Raw genomic sequence first — 15248 nt, 5'->3', positions numbered from 1 at the left:
TTTGGCCGGGTGGGTTATATCGGGAGGGATACCATGAACACTCTTAGGACCAAACGCCACAGGGCTCTGCTCGCGTCGGCTTCGCTGGCGGCATTGTCCATTTCCGCGCCCGCCGCCGTGCTGGGCCAGAGCGCCGACAGCGACGCGGCGCCCGCAACGTCCGACTTCACACTGGAGGAAATCACCGTCACCGCCACCAAGCGCGAAAGTTCCCTGAAGGATGTGCCCTTTTCGGTGAACGCCCAGACCCAGGCGGATATTCAGCGTTCCGGCGCGCGCAATCTGGAAGACGTGGCCCGCAATGTGGCCGGGCTGACCATTCAGAACCTCGGCCCCGGCCAGAGCCAGGTGGCCATTCGCGGCGTATCCGCCGGGCAGATCGTCCGCGACCAGCCGGGCGTGAAGGAACAGGTGGGGGTCTATCTGGATGAAAGCGTGATCTCGCTGTCCCTGTTCACGCCGGATCTGGACCTGTTTGACCTGAACCGGGTGGAAACCCTGCGCGGGCCGCAGGGCACGCTGTTCGGCTCCGGCTCCATTGGCGGCACGGTGCGCTATATCACCAACCAGCCCAAGCTCAACGAAATGGAAGGCTCGGTTCAAGGCAGCCTGAACACGGTTGACGGCGGCAGCGAGGGCGGGTCGCTCAAGGGCATGGTCAATGTGCCGGTGGCCGACGATATGGCCGCCCTGCGCGTGGTGGCCTATCACACCGAATATGCCGGTTTCATCGATGCCATCCGCGAGGACCGTTCCATCGACAAGGATGTGAACGATGGCAGCCGCACCGGCGGGCGCGCCGCCCTGCTTTTGCAGCCCAATGAGAACCTGTCCATCACGCCGCGCATCATCTATCAGGAAATCGACATGAACGGCTTCAACCGGCAGGAGGAGTTCAACCTCTTCGCCAACCCGTTCACCACGGAAGTGCCGCCGATCACCTTTGACGAGCGCCAGCAGTTCCTGTTGCTGCGGGAAGCCTTCAAGGACGAGACCTTGATCGCCGATCTGACCGTGGAAGCCACCTTCGGCGCCGTGGACCTGACCAGCGTGACCAGCTATACGGATCGGGACATTCTGGCCAGCCGGGATGCCAGCGCGCTGACCGGTAGCGTGTCGGTGGATCTGGGCTTCCCGGACGAGGCGGTCAGCATCCCGTCCAACCTGCGGGACACCACCGAAGTGGAGCAGTTCACCCAGGAAGTGCGGCTGGCCAGCAATGGCACCGGCCCGCTGGACTGGATCGTCGGCGCCTTTTATGCGGACACGGAACGCTTCTACCAGCAGGAGCTGCCCACGCCCGGCTATGACGCCGTCACCGATCAGGTGCTGGGCGAAGGCACGGCGGAGGCGACCCGCATGGGCGTGGCCCCGCCGGACAGCCCCTTCTGGTCACAGCTTCCCTATGATCTGGAACAGATCGCCTTTTTCGGCGAGGCCACCTATGACGTGACCGAACGGCTGCACCTGACCGTGGGCGGGCGCTATTATGATTTCGAGGAAGAGCGCTCCGTGACCCAGGTGGGCCTGTTCGGCAACGGCGTGGTGGACCAGGTGGACACCACCCAGTCCGACGGCTTCACACCGCGCTTCATCGCCTCTTATGATGTGTCGGACACGGTGACGGTGAACGCGCAGGCATCCAAGGGCTTCCGGCTCGGCGGCGTGAACGACCCGCTGAACACGGCGCTGTGCAACGCACAGGACCTGGAAATCTTCGGCGATTTTCAGGATTACGAGGATGAGACCCTGTGGAACTATGAAGCGGGCGTGAAGGTGCAGGGCAAGAAGCTGAGCTTCAACGCCGCCGCCTTCTATACCGACATTTCCAACCTTCAGGTGACGCTGGACGCGGGCTCCTGCTCCTCGCGGATTTCCTTCAACGTGCCCGAAGCTCACACGGCGGGGCTTGAGGCCGAATTGAAATCCCGGCCCATTGACGGCCTGCAACTGGCCCTGTCCGGCAGCGTGCTGGAAAGCGAGTTCGACAGTACCGTTCGGGACAGCACGGGCGCCGTGCTGGGCGGGGTGGAAGACGGCAACCGACTTGCCTCCGTGCCGGAGTTCCAGTTCTCCGCCAGCGGCTCCTATGACTTTCCGCTGGACGAGAAAACCGGCCTGAACGCCTTCATCTCCGCCAGCGTCCAGCATGTGGGCTCCCGCTTCACCCAGCCGAGCGACCAGGTGGACGGCGCGGGCACCTTCGTACACGGCCTTCCCTTTCTGGGTGCCCCGGCGGATGCCACCACCACGCTGGACCTGGAACTGGACAGCTATCAGATCGTCAACTTCAATGCCGGTGTCTATCAGGGACAATGGGAGGTCATGGCCTTCGTCAACAATCTGTTCGACGAAAACGCCAACCTGTCCTTTGACCGGGAGCGCGGTGGCCGGGCCCGTCTGGGCTTCCGCACCAACGAACCCCGCACCATCGGCATCCGGGTAAGGACGGACTTCTAGGGCCCCGTCCACGATCCCGCAACAGACCAGCCGAACCGGGGAGGGGTGCCATGTGGTGCCCCTCCCCCCTGTTTATCGGGAGAAGGCCATGCATCGCCGTCATTTTCTGAAAACCGTCGGCGCCTTCAGCGCCCTGGCGGGGCTGCCGCTGACCCCGCTCGCCGCCGCGCCGCGCGCCGACACGGTGGTGGTGGGCGCCGGGGTATTCGGGCTCTGGACCGCCGTGAAGCTCCGGGAACGGGGGCACCGCGTGACCGTGGTGGATGCCTTCGGCCCCGCCAACAGCGCCGCATCCAGCGGTGGTGAAACCCGCGTGACCCGCTGTGGCTATGGCGACATCGACCTGTACACCCGATGGGCCTGCCGCGCCCGGCGAGACTGGGCGGCCTTAAGCGCAAAGGCCCGGCTGCCCCTGTTCCACCCCATGGGCGTGCTGTGGCTGCACCGCGCCGATGACAGCTTCGCCGCCACCACGCGGGAAACCCTGTCCCGTCACGGCATCGCCCATGAGCAACTGGGCGCAAAAGCGCTGGCCCGTCGCTATCCGGTCATGCGGGTGGCCGCCGATGAAGCCGCCTTGCTGGAGCCGGAAGCAGGCGGCCTGATGGCGCGCCGCGCCGTGCAGACACTGGCCCGGCTGTTCATCGCCGATGGTGGCCATCTGGTGCAGGCCCGCGTGGCCCCGCTGCCGCAGGCGGACAGGCGCGGTCGCCGTCTTGCCGCGCTCGTCACCACTGAAGGCGAGCGGCTGGAGGCGGATCATATGGTCATGGCCTGCGGCCCCTGGCTGCACAAGGTCTGCCCGGACGCACTGGGCGGGCGGCTGTTCGTCACCCGGCAGGAAGTGTTTACCTTCGCCGCCAGCCGCACCGACACGGGCGACCTGCCGGTCTGGGCGGACCTGCCCTTTTACGGCCTGCCCAGCGTGGAGGGGCGCGGCTTCAAGGTGGCCAACGATACCCACGGCGCGCCGATGGACCCGGACACCGCCGACCGGCGCCCCGGCGAGGAAGGCGAGCGGGACGCCCGCGCCTTTCTGGCCCGGCGCTTCCCGATGCTGAAAGACCGGCCCCTTTGGGAAAGCCGCGTCTGTCAATATGCCAACAGCGCCAATGGGGACTTCATCCTGGACCAACATCCCGGCCTGGACAATGTATGGCTCGCCGGTGGCGGCAGCGGCCATGGCTTCAAGCACGGCCCGGCAGTGGGCCGCCATATGGCGGACCTTGTGAACGGCGATGCCCGGCCCATGGATCGCTTCTCGCTGGCCAGCAAGCCGGAACGGCAGCAGCGGCAGGTGCAATAAGCCTCAGTCCATGGCGCCGCTGGCAAAGGCGTGAACCGCGCCCAGCAACACATTGGTGCCTTTTTCGATGTCGTCCCAGTCGGTCCACTCGGCGGGGCTGTGGCTGATGCCGCGCACGCTGGGCACGAACACCAGCCCCGCTTCGGTCAGGCGGGTCATGGTCTGGGCGTCATGGCCAGCGCCGCACGGCATGCTGCGATAGGCAAGCCCGTGCGCGCGGGCGCTGTCACAAAGGGCCGCGATCACCGACGGGCTGCACGCGGCGGGTTCAAGGCGGCTTTTCTCCGTGATCGTGGGGGTGAGCCCGCGCCCCCCGGCCACCCGTTCCACCAGACCGCGCAGGCCCGTTTCCAGGCTGTCCATGGCCTTTGCGGTCATGTCCCGGCCAATGACGGTGAAATCCGCGCGCCCCGCCACGGTGTGGGGGAAATTGGGGGACAGATCCAGTTGGCCCACCGTAACCCGGCTTTGATCCGTGCCATGCCCGGCAATCAACGCGTCGATCCCGGCGATCACCTCCGCCGCGCCAACGGCGGCATCCCGGCGCATTTCCATGGGGGTGGTGCCGCTGTGGTCGGCCTCCCCCTCAAGGCGCAGATGCCAGTTGAAGCAGCCTGAAATGCCTTCCACCACGCCAACGGGCAGGCCCTCGGCCTCCAGCACCGGGCCCTGCTCGACGTGAATTTCCAGAAAGGCGCGCAATTCTTCGGGCGCGCGGGCCGCCTCAGCCAGCTTTTCCGGCTGAACCCCGGCTTCCCGCATGGCATCCTGAAGGCGGATGCCGGCGCTGTCCGTGGCGGTATCATACCAGGTGGGGTCCACCGTGCCGGTGATCGCCTCCGCCCCCAGCATACCACCAAAACGGCCTTCTTCCTCCGCCGTGCCCACCACTTCCACGGCATAGGGCAGATCGCCCCCCGCTTCCTTGAGCGTGCGCAGCACCTCCACCCCGGCCAGCGCGCCCAGCGCACCGTCAAACATGCCACCGGCGGGCACGCTGTCCAGGTGGCTGCCCATCATCACGGTGGGCGCGTCGTCCGGCCCGAAGCGGCCAATCACATTGCCCACGCTGTCCATGCGGGCGCTAAAGCCCTCGTCCTGCAGCAGCGCCAGAAAGGCGCGGCGGGCTTCCATGTCCGCGGCGGAATAGCCGGTGCGCTGCAACCCGCCGGTCTCCGGGTCATGGCCGATGCGGCCAAAGGCTTCCATGTCCCGCTTCAGGCGGGCCATATTGATGGTCAGGGGCGTTACCACAGGCGGCCTCCCTTGCTATCCCGCCAGACCAGCCAGATCAGGATGACCGGCGCCGCGGCGGCCAGGCCGATGGCCGGGATCACCAGCGCCTTCAATGCAAAGGCGGAGATCATCATGTCATTTCCCCTTCTTCCGTTTCCCCGCCATGGGCGAGGCTGGCAAAATCGAACCGGGCCGGGCTGAACAGGGCGGATATCATCACCGTCGCCGACACCGCCGCCGACACCAGCGCGGCCACATAGAACCCGACCACATGATACCCCACCAGGCCGAGCCCCGTGCCCAGCACCATGGCAAGCGTGGCATGGCGACCGGTGCCCCGACGGAACAGCAGCCCCACCGTGATGGGGAAGATGGTGCTGGCCACAAAGGCGCCGGTGAAATGCAGCAGCGCGCCCAGCGTGCCAAGGCGCGGCAGGCTGACCGCCCAGGTGGCCAGCCCCAGGCCAAGGATGATCCACACCGCCGCCTTGCGCATATTGGCATGGCTGGCGGCGGGATTGATATGGCGCTTGTAGATGTCCTCGACGATCAGGTCGCTGGTGGCGGCGAGGATGGAATCAAGGCTGGAAGCCAGGGCGGCGAAAATCACGATGAACACCACTACCGCGCCCGCCATGCCGAACAGCTCGCTGGCGATCAGCGGCCCCACCATGTCGGCGCTCGGCACATTCACGCCCAGCACCGGCGCGGCCAGCGCCACGAAACCGGCCACCACCGGAATGGGCAGCCACAGCAGCCCGGCAAGCGCATAGGCTTTCACGCCCACACCCTCGGCAAAGGCAAAGGCGCGTGACCACCACACATTGGAATGAAATATTTCCCCAACGCCAAAAAGCAGATTGTTGAACAGAAACATGATCGCCGCCGGGAACATCACGTTCAGCAGTTCGGGCCGCTCGGCCTCAAGCGCGGCGTGCATGGGCTCGAAGCCCACCCGGTCCACCACCAGAACGGCCAGCAACACCAGCCCCACAAGGATGATGACGGTCTGCACGAAATCAGTGCCAATCACCGCCTTCAGCCCGCCGAAAACCGTATATATGGTGCAGATGGTGACAATCACCGTCATGCCCATCACATAGGGAATGCCGGACAGCGCCTCGATCAGGATGCCGCCCGCCATGCCCAGCGAAATCATCCAGCCCACCGCGTAAAACAGCGAAATGGCCAGAAACACGCGCCAGGCCGTGTTGCCATATCGCAGGCGGATGAAATCCCCACTGGTATAGCCATGGGGCATCAGGCGGCGGATGCGCCCGGCCAGCGGCGCGAACAGCACCAGCCCCAGGGCGCCGAGCGAATAGCCCGCCATGCCCCATAGCCCCAGTTGGAAGGCAAGCTGGGGGGCCGCCATGGTGGTGTTGCTGGTCACCCATGTGGCCATGGCGGTCGCCACGGCGAAGCCCATGCCCACCTTGCGCCCGGCGAGCATGTAATCATCCAGGCTGTCATTCTTGCGGCCCAGCCACCAGCCAACGAAAATCCAGACGGCGGAAAACAGGGCGATGATGCCCCAGGCCACCCCGGCGGGCAGAACACTGTCATTCATGAAGGCGCTCCCTGATTCCGGTCTCCGTGATTCCGGTCACGCCTGAGGCCGAGAACCATCAGGACGATCAGCGCGGCAAAGACAGCCGCCCCCACACCGAAAAAGGTAAAGGCCCGGCCCGGACTGTGATGCGACACGGTAAAGGATCGCGGCGCGGACCATTCGCCGTTCGCAGGAGTCATCAACCGCACGCGATAAGTGCCGTCCGGCAGGCCGCTGAAGGTGCGGGCATCGTCGGGGCCTTCATACACGGTGCTGAAACCGCTGCCCCGATCCAATTGCAGCCGCACCGGGCCATCCGCCCGCCAGCTCACCTTGGCATAGCCGGCGGTCAGGCCGCTGGTCTCGATCTCGAATGGATCATCCGCCGCATCCAGGGCCAGCAGCGCGCCCTGCCCCCCCAAAGGGGCAAGGGCCACGGGTGCCAGCCATAGCAAGAGCCCCGCCTTCCGAAGAAGGCGGAGCCCACGGCCCCAAAGGGCCGGTTTGCCACGGCAAACCTGCATCAGAACGTCAGGCTGGTGCCGATGCTGAAGAAGCGGCCCACTTGATCGAACTGCGTGCTGTCACCCGTAAAGCTGCGGATTTCCGGGATACGGGCGATCCGCGGCGGGTTGTTGTCGAACAGGTTGTCCACGCCGAACCACACATGGGATTGTTCACCCAGATTGTAGCGCACATGGATATCCGTGTACCACTGGTCGCCCGCCGAGTTCGGGTCCCGTGCCTCAAGGCTTTCGCCCAGGTCGAACCGCTGGCTGGCCATGTAGCGTTCCTCAACGCTGAAGGTCCACTTTTCCAGGCTGTAGGTTGCCCGCAGATTGGCCTGGAAGTCCGGGTCGCCAAGCTCACCGGCTTCACGATCCGGTGCGCCTTCCTCCTGGCTGAAGAAGGCCAGCTTGTCCACCCAGTTGCCCACCAGGCTGATATCCAGCTCGCCGGGCACGCTGCCGTCCGTGGCGCTTTCCATGTCCACGAAGTAGCTGGCATCGAAGTCGATACCCGCGGCTTCAAAGGCGGCCACATTGATCAGGCGGCTTTCGATCACGTCGAAATTGCCGTTGGACTGGCGGGTGATCTGATCACAGAACGGGTTGTTGATGGTATCCGCGTCCACGCAGTTACGCACCAGCGCCTGCGCCGGGAAGCTGTTGATCGCGTCCGTGATCTCGATATCCCAATAGTCCACGGACAGGGTCAGGCCCGGCAGGAAGCTGGGCGTCAACACCGCGCCGATGGTGATGGTGTCGGCCTCTTCCTCGCTCAGGTCCGGGTTGCCGCCGGTAACCACCGTGTTGGTCCGGTTGAGGGACTGGCTCTGGAAGTCCGCCGGCAGGCCAAGGGCTGCGCAGTTGTCCCGGCGATTGCCGCTGCCGGAATCCAGATTGTCCGTATCACACGGATCTTCCAGGAACAGGTTTTCCACGTCCGTCGGGCCGAACAGTTCCCCGATATTGGGCGCCCGCACGGCAACGGAGAAGGCACCGCGGAAACGGATGCTGGAATTAAGGGCCCAGTCGCCGCTTACCTTCCACGCGGTGGTGGAGCCGATGGTGGAATAGTCACCGAAACGGATCGCGCCTTCCAGATTGATCTCTTCGGCGAAGGCGGCATCGCGCACGATCGGCACGCTCACCTCGGCAAAGGCTTCCCAAACGTCAAAGGAACCGTTCACATCGCCAATGGGGGGCGAGGAGAATACATTCCCGGTATTGCGCAGGAAGCCTTCTTCCGTCTCGGCGCTTTCATCGCGGTATTCGAAACCGGCGGCAAAGCCCACCGGGCCCGCCAGCGGCTCGAAAGAGCCCGATGTGTCGCCGGAAACCGTCCCGTTCACCACATGCTGCTCAACCTCACCAAAGGTCAGGAAGTCGGCATGGGTGAAGGCGATCGCCTCAGGCGTGGCGGCATTGCGGCCCAGCACGTTCAGCGGCACACAGCCCCCGGACGGATCGGCACAGACGATCTCGCCCGTATCCGGGTCTTCCACGGCATTCAGCGCCTGCTGGAAACGGCTCGGCACCTGGGCGTTGATGAACTCGGTGCTGTTGTCCGACCGGCCATATTGATAGTGCACGGCGAAGTCCAGATTGGAACTGATGTCCCCTTCAAAGCCGGTATAGATCTGCACCGTGTCACGATCCGACCTGGACCGGGCAGCGCCCTGGTCCACATTGGTCCGGCCCACGAAGAAGGCGTCTTCCCCATTGGCGGCGAGCACGTCCCGGAGTTCCTGCGGCACAAAGGGGTTGTCCGCCTGAATCAGCATGGGCTCGACGCTCGGCAGGCTGAAGGTGGGCTGACCGAAGGTGGAGCTTTGCGTGTTGGCGAACTTGGCGCGGGCGAAGAAGTCCACGCTGTCGCTCACCTGATAGGTCACACCGCCGGAAACGATCAGGCGCTCCACCGGCACCTGCAGCAGGTCGAACTGCGCAAGGTCCGCCGTATCCCCACCGGAGGACAGGAAGGATGCCGGCAGCTCGCCCAGATTCTGGGAAATCAGATTGCCCTGGCCGTCAAAGGTGAACGGGCCACCCGCGCCTTCGAAAAGCTGCCCACCCTGGCCGATCACGCGGCCACCGGGCGGGGTGGAGATAAAGCCCGTATCGCCGAACAGGATCTGACCGGGAATACCGTCATTGGGGCCTGTGTCAGCCGGGTTGGGCGCAAAGCGCAGCTTCTGCATCCGCCAGCCGCGATCGGAGCCCACAATGTCTTCCGTGCGGTCATAGGTGGCGTTGAAAAACACGTTGCCGCGCTTGTCGTCAAAGTTCATGCCGCCGGTCAGCGAGAGCTGGTAGGATTCGCCGTCGCCCTCGTCCGTAATGCCGGTCTGGGCATCCACCTTCAGGCCCTCGAAATCATCCTTCATGATGATGTTGACCACGCCGGATACGGCATCCGCACCGTAAACGGCGGAGGCGCCACCGGTGATCACCTCAACCCGCTCCACCAGCGCGTTGGGGATGGTGTTGGTATCCACCGCGGCGGAACCGGGGCGGCTGCCCACATGGCGCCGACCGTCCACCAGCACCAGCGTGCGGTCAATGCCGAGACGACGCAGATCGAGGAAGTTGGTGCCCGCTTCCTGCGGATTGAAGTTGGTGTTGGCATCGGTCTGGGTGGCGCCCAGTGCCGGGAGCTGGTTCAGCGTGTCCGCCAGCCGGGTATCCCCGTTCAGCGACAGGGTTTCCGCGTCCAGCATGGTCACGGGGGTGGGGGTGGTGGCGCCGGTGCGCTGAATGCGCGACCCGGTAACCACGATCGCCTCCATCGTGAATGCGTCTTCCTCATCAGCGCCCGATGCCGCGCCAGCCGCCTGCACGCCGGCCTGGGCCGCAGCCACGGGGCTCGCCGCCATGGGGTCCGCGGAGGCAAACTGAGGCCGCTGGCTCAGGCCGCTTTCCTCCAGCTTGGAATCCTTGCGCATGATGGCGATGGTGCGGCCATCGATCTGACGGAAGGCAAGCCCGGTACCGTCCAGCAGGGAGCGCATGGCTTCCGCCGGGGTATAGCTGCCTTCCAGCCCCCTGGCGGTCAGGCCGCTGGCGCTGTCAGCCAGAAAAGCCATCTGAAAGCCGCTCTGCTCGGCGAACTGTTGCAGGGCTTCATTGACGGGTTGGGGCGCGATTTCGAAAGCGATGGCGGTGGTATCCTCCGCCTTCAGTGGCGTGCTGGCCAGCGCGGTGCTGATCGCCAGCGCGGAAACGGTACGGTTGAAACGCATGGGCGTCCTCCCAATCGGGTTTCTGTTGGCACGGCCGGATTGACATTTTCTGTCGCAATCGGCCGCATTTTTATTGCTTTACAAAAATACAGACGAACGGATCGATTGATCGGGTACCATGCACCGCAAAAAAAACGATCACATTCCCGTGTTCGCCCTGCTGCCCGTCAGCATTTCGGGGCCGGGCCTGAGTACGATATGCCCGCCGGGGCCGCGGCTGACCGACAGCCCGGCAGCGGTGGCGATGGTGCGTGCGAAGGTGCGCGGGTCTCGCGGGTCAAAGGTGCCACTGACCTTCAGATCGCCGATGCGATCATCGGGCAGCAGCAGACGCGTGCGGTTATAACGGTTGAAATCCGCCACCACGCGGGCCAGCCGGTCCTTGGAGAAAATCAGCATGTTCTGGCGCCAGGCGGTTTCCTGATGAGCCTGAACCCGTGTGGGCCTGGCCCGCGGGATCGGCGCGTTGCGTGCCACCACCAGCCGCTCATTGGCCTTCAGGCTGGTGGACCATCCCACCACATTCACCGGATCGATCACCTGCCTGCCCGCCCCGGTTGCCGGACTGTCGGCTTCCACCGGGCGGACTGGCCGATCATCGCCGCCCTTATCCGTCTCCGCTTCGGCGCCGGGGTCACTGACCAGCACTTCCCCTTCCACCACGGTGACGGTCATGTCCGCATCAAAGGCTTTCACGTCAAAGGCGGTGCCCACGGCGCGCACCTGACGGTCATCCACCTGCACCACAAAGGGGCGCTCGGCATCCTTGGCCACCTTGAAATAAGCCTGACCGTGATCCAGCCGCACGCTCCGCTGCTCCGGCTCGAAGGCCACGCGCACCCGACTGGCCGTGTTCAGATGCAGCACCGATCCGTCCGCCAGGCTGATCACACGGGTTTCACCCCGCACGGTGTCATAGGTGCCATTGGTTTCGGTAAGCGGCGTGGGGGTGTTCAGAAGCAGGCTACCAACCAGTAGCAGCACCAGCGCCGCGGCGCCCGCAAGGCCCGCCGCCGGGCGACGCGACCCGGCCCGCAGAACGCCTTTCACCATGCCCCGAAACGCAGCGGCCCGGCGTACACCGGGGGTCGCCAGGGCACGGCCCGGAAACAGTGGTACAACGCGGTTCTCCGGGTCAAGCGCCTCCCCCTGGCGGGCGGTTTCCTCCCACAGGGATTCCGTGGCGGCATATTCCCGCAAATGCGCGGGCGACCGGGTGATCCATTCCGCGAAACGCGCCTTGGTCAGCCGGGTCACGGCAGGGTCCGCCATGGTCACGCACCAATAGGCGGCCTCCTCGCGCAGGCGACGCTGCTGTTTCACTGCACCGTTTCGGCCAGTCATCCCTGGTCGGCCAGTCATCTCTGGTTCACTCCCTCAACCGCGCGCAAGGGCGCCCCGCAAATGGGCCAGCGCGCGGGTCAGATGTTTCTTGACCATATTGGCCGACACGCCAAGGCGTGCCCCGATCTCGGCATAGGTCAGGCCGTCCCGACGACTGAGCAGAAAGGCATCCCGGCAATCCCTGGGCAGATCGTCCAGCGCGGCGCGCATCGCGGCCAGGCGCTGCCGCTGATCCGCCACCCGTTCCGGCGTGGCCGCACTGCTTGGCAGATTGGCAAGATGGGCTTCCCCATCGGCGCCGGAAATCACAGGCTTCTGGCGTGTGCGCTCCCTCAGGCGATCGACCGCCAGATTGTGCGCGCTGCGCCGGAGATAATGCACCGGATCATTGATATGGTCCGCATCGCCAAGTTCGGACAGCTTGATGAACAGATCCTGCAACACATCCAGCACATCATCCTGATTGCCGAGCCGCCGCATCAACTGGGCGCGCAGGCTGGATTGCTGGTCCAGAAAAACCCGCACCATCGTCGTACCGCCGCGCGCGACCCAAGGGTCGCCGTTCAAGCCCCGTTCCGCCATCATCCCGGCCCCGGATTTGCCCGCCAGCCTGCCCCGATTGAAAACCGGGCCCGACGGGCCGTTACCACATCAGACGAATCCTGCCACCCCATCGGGTACCTGGCAAAACACGCTTTTTTGATGGCCTGCCCGTTCGGCCCGCGAACAAGCCGCCCCCGCACAGGGCGCGGACACGAAAAAGGGCGCCCCCGACAAGGGGACGCCCAGACCAGAACCCGGCACTTTATACGCTTGGGAAGTCAGGAGGAAACCGGGCCGGAATGATCAGCTAAGCGTCCAGACCAGCGGCAGGGTGAAGCTGATCTGTTCATTGCCACCGGGCAGGTCCGGCAGCGGGGACAGACGCTCCATCAGCCGTTCCACTTCCCGGTCCAGAATGGCGGAGCCGGTGGGCTCCGTCAGTTCGAAGCCGGCAATGGTGCCATCCTTGGTCACGCTAAGGCGAACCTTGGCGCGGCCCTCCACTTCCCGCATCAGCGCGGAGCGAGGATAACGCTGTTCCTTGGCCACTTTCTTCATGACCATCTGGGCCCAGTCTTTCATATTCGCCTGGGCCGTGGGTGCCGCCAGCACAGAAGCTGCCGTGATCGCCACCAGGGCAACCATTTTTGCAATCGATTTCATTTTTTGATCGTCCTTGTCTGGAGTCTGTCGCGTCTATTTTTGAGAAGCGCCAAGGGCGCATCCGGGAAAGGCGGCCTCAGCCTGTGCGATTCCCGGTCAAGCCGCCCACCTGGGGCGGCGAACACAAAACTGTCCGCTTCAACCTCACGGCTTGATCGTCAAGCGGGGAATTAGCGGAATTTGGTGAAGATATAGTTAATAAAGGGGCGCGTGGCGAGACAAATTTTGTGCGCCGCACAACCAGCCTGTCAGCCCGGTTTTTTCAAGCCGGACCCGCCCACGGGACATATTATGTCAAACCCGCACAATGCAAAAAGCTTCCGCCCTGATCCGCATTATTTTCGCCCGGATCAGGCGGAATCTTTGCAATAAAAAAACGCCGCCGGGCGCGCCGCCCCGCCCTTTTCGCCGGGGTCAGATATCACCATAAACAGCGGTCTCGCCGTTCGCGCCCGGATGGGTCAGCGCGCCCGTCACCGCAGGGCCGACCGTTGCCGCATATCGCCACAGCGCGCCGGACCCCGCCGCGGGCGGCGGCGCCGTCCATGCCGCGCGGCGCCGTTCCAGTTCCGCCGCGTCCAGATCCACGGCCAGCGTCCCGGCCTCGGCATCGATGATGATGGTATCGCCGTCCCGGATCAGGCCGATCGGCCCGCCCACCGCGGATTCCGGCCCCACATGGCCGATACAGAAACCGCGCGTGGCGCCGGAAAAACGGCCATCGGTGATCAGGGCCACCTTGTCCCCCATGCCCTGACCGTAAATGGCGGCGGTGGTGGCCAGCATTTCCCGCATACCGGGGCCGCCCTTCGGCCCCTCACCGCGAATCACCAGCACATCGCCAGCCTGATAGCGGCCTTCATTGACGGCACGAAAGGCGTCTTCCTCGCTCTCGAAACAACGGGCCGGGCCGGTAAAGCGCAGTTCCTTCATGCCCGCCACCTTCACAATGGCCCCATCCGGCGCCAGATTGCCCCTGAGCCCGACCACACCGCCCCAGGGGGACAGCGGGTCAGACACCGGGCGCACCACATCCTGATCGGTGGGGAAGGTCACATTTTCCAGATTTTCCGCCATAGTCCGCCCGGTGACGGTCAGACAGTCCCCATGCAAAAGCCCCGCATCCAGCAGCGCCTTGAGGACGATCCGCACGCCGCCCACTTCGAACAGGTCCTTGGCCACATAGCGCCCGCCGGGCTTCAGGTCCGCGATATAGGGGGTTTCGCGGAAAATACGGGTGACATCGTTCAAATCGAAATCGATACCCGCCTCGCTCGCCATGGCGGGCAGGTGCAGGCCCGCATTGGTGGACCCGCCGGTGGCCGCCACCACCCGCGCCGCATTTTCCAGCGCCTTGCGGGTCACGATCTGGCGGGGCCGGATGCCCTGCTCGATACAGCGCATCACCGCCCGGCCCGATTCCGCGCACAAGGCATCCCGGCTTTCATAGGGCGCGGGCGCGCCGCTGGACCCCGGCAGGGCCAGGCCGATCGCCTCCGACACGCAGCCCATGGTGTTGGCCGTGAACTGACCACCGCAGGACCCGGCGGACGGGCAGGCGGCACATTCAATGGCGCGCAGTTCGTCATCATCGATCTTGCCGCTGGAATGCTGGCCCACCGCCTCGAACACGTCCTGAACGGTCAGGTCCCTGTCCTTGTAGCGCCCCGGCAGGATGGAGCCGCCATAGATGAAGACGGACGGCACATCCAGCCGGATCATGGCCATCATCATGCCGGGCAGGGACTTATCACACCCGGCCACACCCACCAGCGCATCATAGCAGTGGCCGCGCATGGTCAGTTCCACGGAATCCGCGATCACATCCCGGCTGGGGAGCGAGGCATACATGCCCGCATGACCCATGGCGATGCCGTCCGTGACGGTGATGGTGGTGAACTCCCGCGGGGTGCCGCTGGCCTCGGCCACGCCTTCCTTCACCGCCTTGGCCTGCCGGGAAAGGGAGATATTGCACGGCGCCGCCTCGTTCCAACAGGTGGCCACGCCCACGAAAGGCTGGTTGATCTCATCCTCCGTCATGCCCATGGCATAATAGAATGCCCGGTGCGGCGCGCTTTTGGCGCCCACGCTCACATGGCGGCTGGGCATGGCGGATTTGTCCCACCGCTTGCCGGCGAAGCTGTCATCCGAGTCGGTCATGGGCGTACTCTCCTGCACCGGGCCGCGCCCCATCGCGCGGCCACATCGCCGGGATGGTAACGGCCTGTCATCAGACCGCAAGCCGGATCGAACCGGATTTTCCCCAGCGCCGGATCTATGGGTCGTCGAAGCCGCCGACGGTGTCTTCCATGTCTTCCAGTGGGACGGCCTTTGTTTCCGGCACGATGAAGTGCACGAACAGCACCTGGCCCACCATCATCAGGGCGAAGAAGCCGAAG

The 15248-nt window shown here is 64.9% G+C and carries 11 protein-coding genes; 2 read left to right on the top strand and 9 right to left on the bottom strand.

What is annotated here, in order from left to right; translation table 11 throughout:
• The first annotated feature begins 33 nt into the window (after window positions 1–33).
• Window positions 34–2460: a TonB-dependent receptor gene (locus WGH93_RS03695; protein WP_374763509.1), complete on the top strand. Its 2427-nt coding sequence runs from the start codon at window positions 34–36 to the stop codon at window positions 2458–2460.
• Between the two features lie 88 nt (window positions 2461–2548).
• Window positions 2549–3766 carry an FAD-dependent oxidoreductase gene (locus WGH93_RS03690; protein WP_374763508.1) on the top strand — a complete coding sequence of 406 codons (1218 nt, stop codon included), beginning with the start codon at window positions 2549–2551 and terminating at the stop codon, window positions 3764–3766.
• Between the two features lie 3 nt (window positions 3767–3769).
• Here the strand turns inward: WGH93_RS03690 and WGH93_RS03685 are convergent, their stop codons facing one another.
• The 9 genes from WGH93_RS03685 to ilvD form a co-directional block, all read right to left on the bottom strand.
• Window positions 3770–5020: a Zn-dependent hydrolase gene (locus tag WGH93_RS03685; RefSeq protein WP_374763507.1), complete on the bottom strand. Its 1251-nt coding sequence runs from the start codon at window positions 5018–5020 to the stop codon at window positions 3770–3772.
• Entirely contained in the window at window positions 5014–5136 is a 123-nt protein-coding gene (locus tag WGH93_RS03680) for a hypothetical protein (protein WP_374763506.1), read from the bottom strand. The genes WGH93_RS03685 and WGH93_RS03680 overlap by 7 nt, the downstream gene beginning before the upstream one ends.
• Entirely contained in the window at window positions 5133–6572 is a 1440-nt protein-coding gene (locus WGH93_RS03675) for a sodium:solute symporter family protein (protein ID WP_374763505.1), read from the bottom strand. Before WGH93_RS03675 ends, WGH93_RS03680 begins: the two co-directional genes overlap by 4 nt.
• Entirely contained in the window at window positions 6569–7009 is a 441-nt protein-coding gene (locus tag WGH93_RS03670) for a hypothetical protein (protein WP_374763504.1), read from the bottom strand. The genes WGH93_RS03675 and WGH93_RS03670 overlap by 4 nt, the downstream gene beginning before the upstream one ends.
• A 68-nt stretch (window positions 7010–7077) precedes the next feature.
• On the bottom strand, window positions 7078–10299 hold the full coding sequence (locus WGH93_RS03665; protein WP_374763503.1) for a TonB-dependent receptor domain-containing protein: 3222 nt from the start codon (window positions 10297–10299) through the stop codon (window positions 7078–7080).
• Between the two features lie 138 nt (window positions 10300–10437).
• Complete coding sequence (locus WGH93_RS03660; protein ID WP_374763502.1) at window positions 10438–11622, bottom strand: FecR family protein; 1185 nt, start codon at window positions 11620–11622, stop codon at window positions 10438–10440.
• 54 nt (window positions 11623–11676) lie between these two features.
• Window positions 11677–12210: an RNA polymerase sigma factor gene (locus tag WGH93_RS03655; protein ID WP_374763501.1), complete on the bottom strand. Its 534-nt coding sequence runs from the start codon at window positions 12208–12210 to the stop codon at window positions 11677–11679.
• 279 nt (window positions 12211–12489) lie between these two features.
• Window positions 12490–12849 carry an energy transducer TonB gene (locus WGH93_RS03650; protein WP_374763500.1) on the bottom strand — a complete coding sequence of 120 codons (360 nt, stop codon included), beginning with the start codon at window positions 12847–12849 and terminating at the stop codon, window positions 12490–12492.
• A gap of 414 nt (window positions 12850–13263) precedes the next feature.
• A complete protein-coding gene (ilvD, locus tag WGH93_RS03645) occupies window positions 13264–15009 on the bottom strand; it encodes a dihydroxy-acid dehydratase (RefSeq protein WP_374763499.1) in 1746 nt (581 codons plus the stop codon).
• Between the last annotated feature and the right edge of the window lie 239 nt (window positions 15010–15248).

Source organism: Yunchengibacter salinarum, from assembly GCF_037658235.1.
Classification (GTDB): Bacteria; Pseudomonadota; Alphaproteobacteria; order Sphingomonadales; family Kordiimonadaceae; genus Yunchengibacter; species Yunchengibacter salinarum.
The sequence above is the reverse complement of the archived record's forward strand: the minus strand, read 5'-3'. Positions and strand labels throughout refer to the sequence as shown.

Bases quoted from the DNA above. Each gene is read 5' to 3' on its own strand.
- WGH93_RS03680 (WP_374763506.1), bottom strand. From the start codon at position 5,136: ATGATGATCTCCGCCTTTGCATTGAAGGCGCTGGTGATCCCGGCCATC.
- WGH93_RS03675 (WP_374763505.1), bottom strand. From the start codon at position 6,572: ATGAATGACAGTGTTCTGCCCGCCGGGGTGGCCTGGGGCATCATCGCC.
- WGH93_RS03695 (WP_374763509.1), top strand. From the start codon at position 34: ATGAACACTCTTAGGACCAAACGCCACAGGGCTCTGCTCGCGTCGGCT.
- WGH93_RS03650 (WP_374763500.1), bottom strand. From the start codon at position 12,849: ATGAAATCGATTGCAAAAATGGTTGCCCTGGTGGCGATCACGGCAGCT.
- ilvD (WP_374763499.1), bottom strand. From the start codon at position 15,009: ATGACCGACTCGGATGACAGCTTCGCCGGCAAGCGGTGGGACAAATCC.
- WGH93_RS03690 (WP_374763508.1), top strand. From the start codon at position 2,549: ATGCATCGCCGTCATTTTCTGAAAACCGTCGGCGCCTTCAGCGCCCTG.
- WGH93_RS03665 (WP_374763503.1), bottom strand. From the start codon at position 10,299: ATGCGTTTCAACCGTACCGTTTCCGCGCTGGCGATCAGCACCGCGCTG.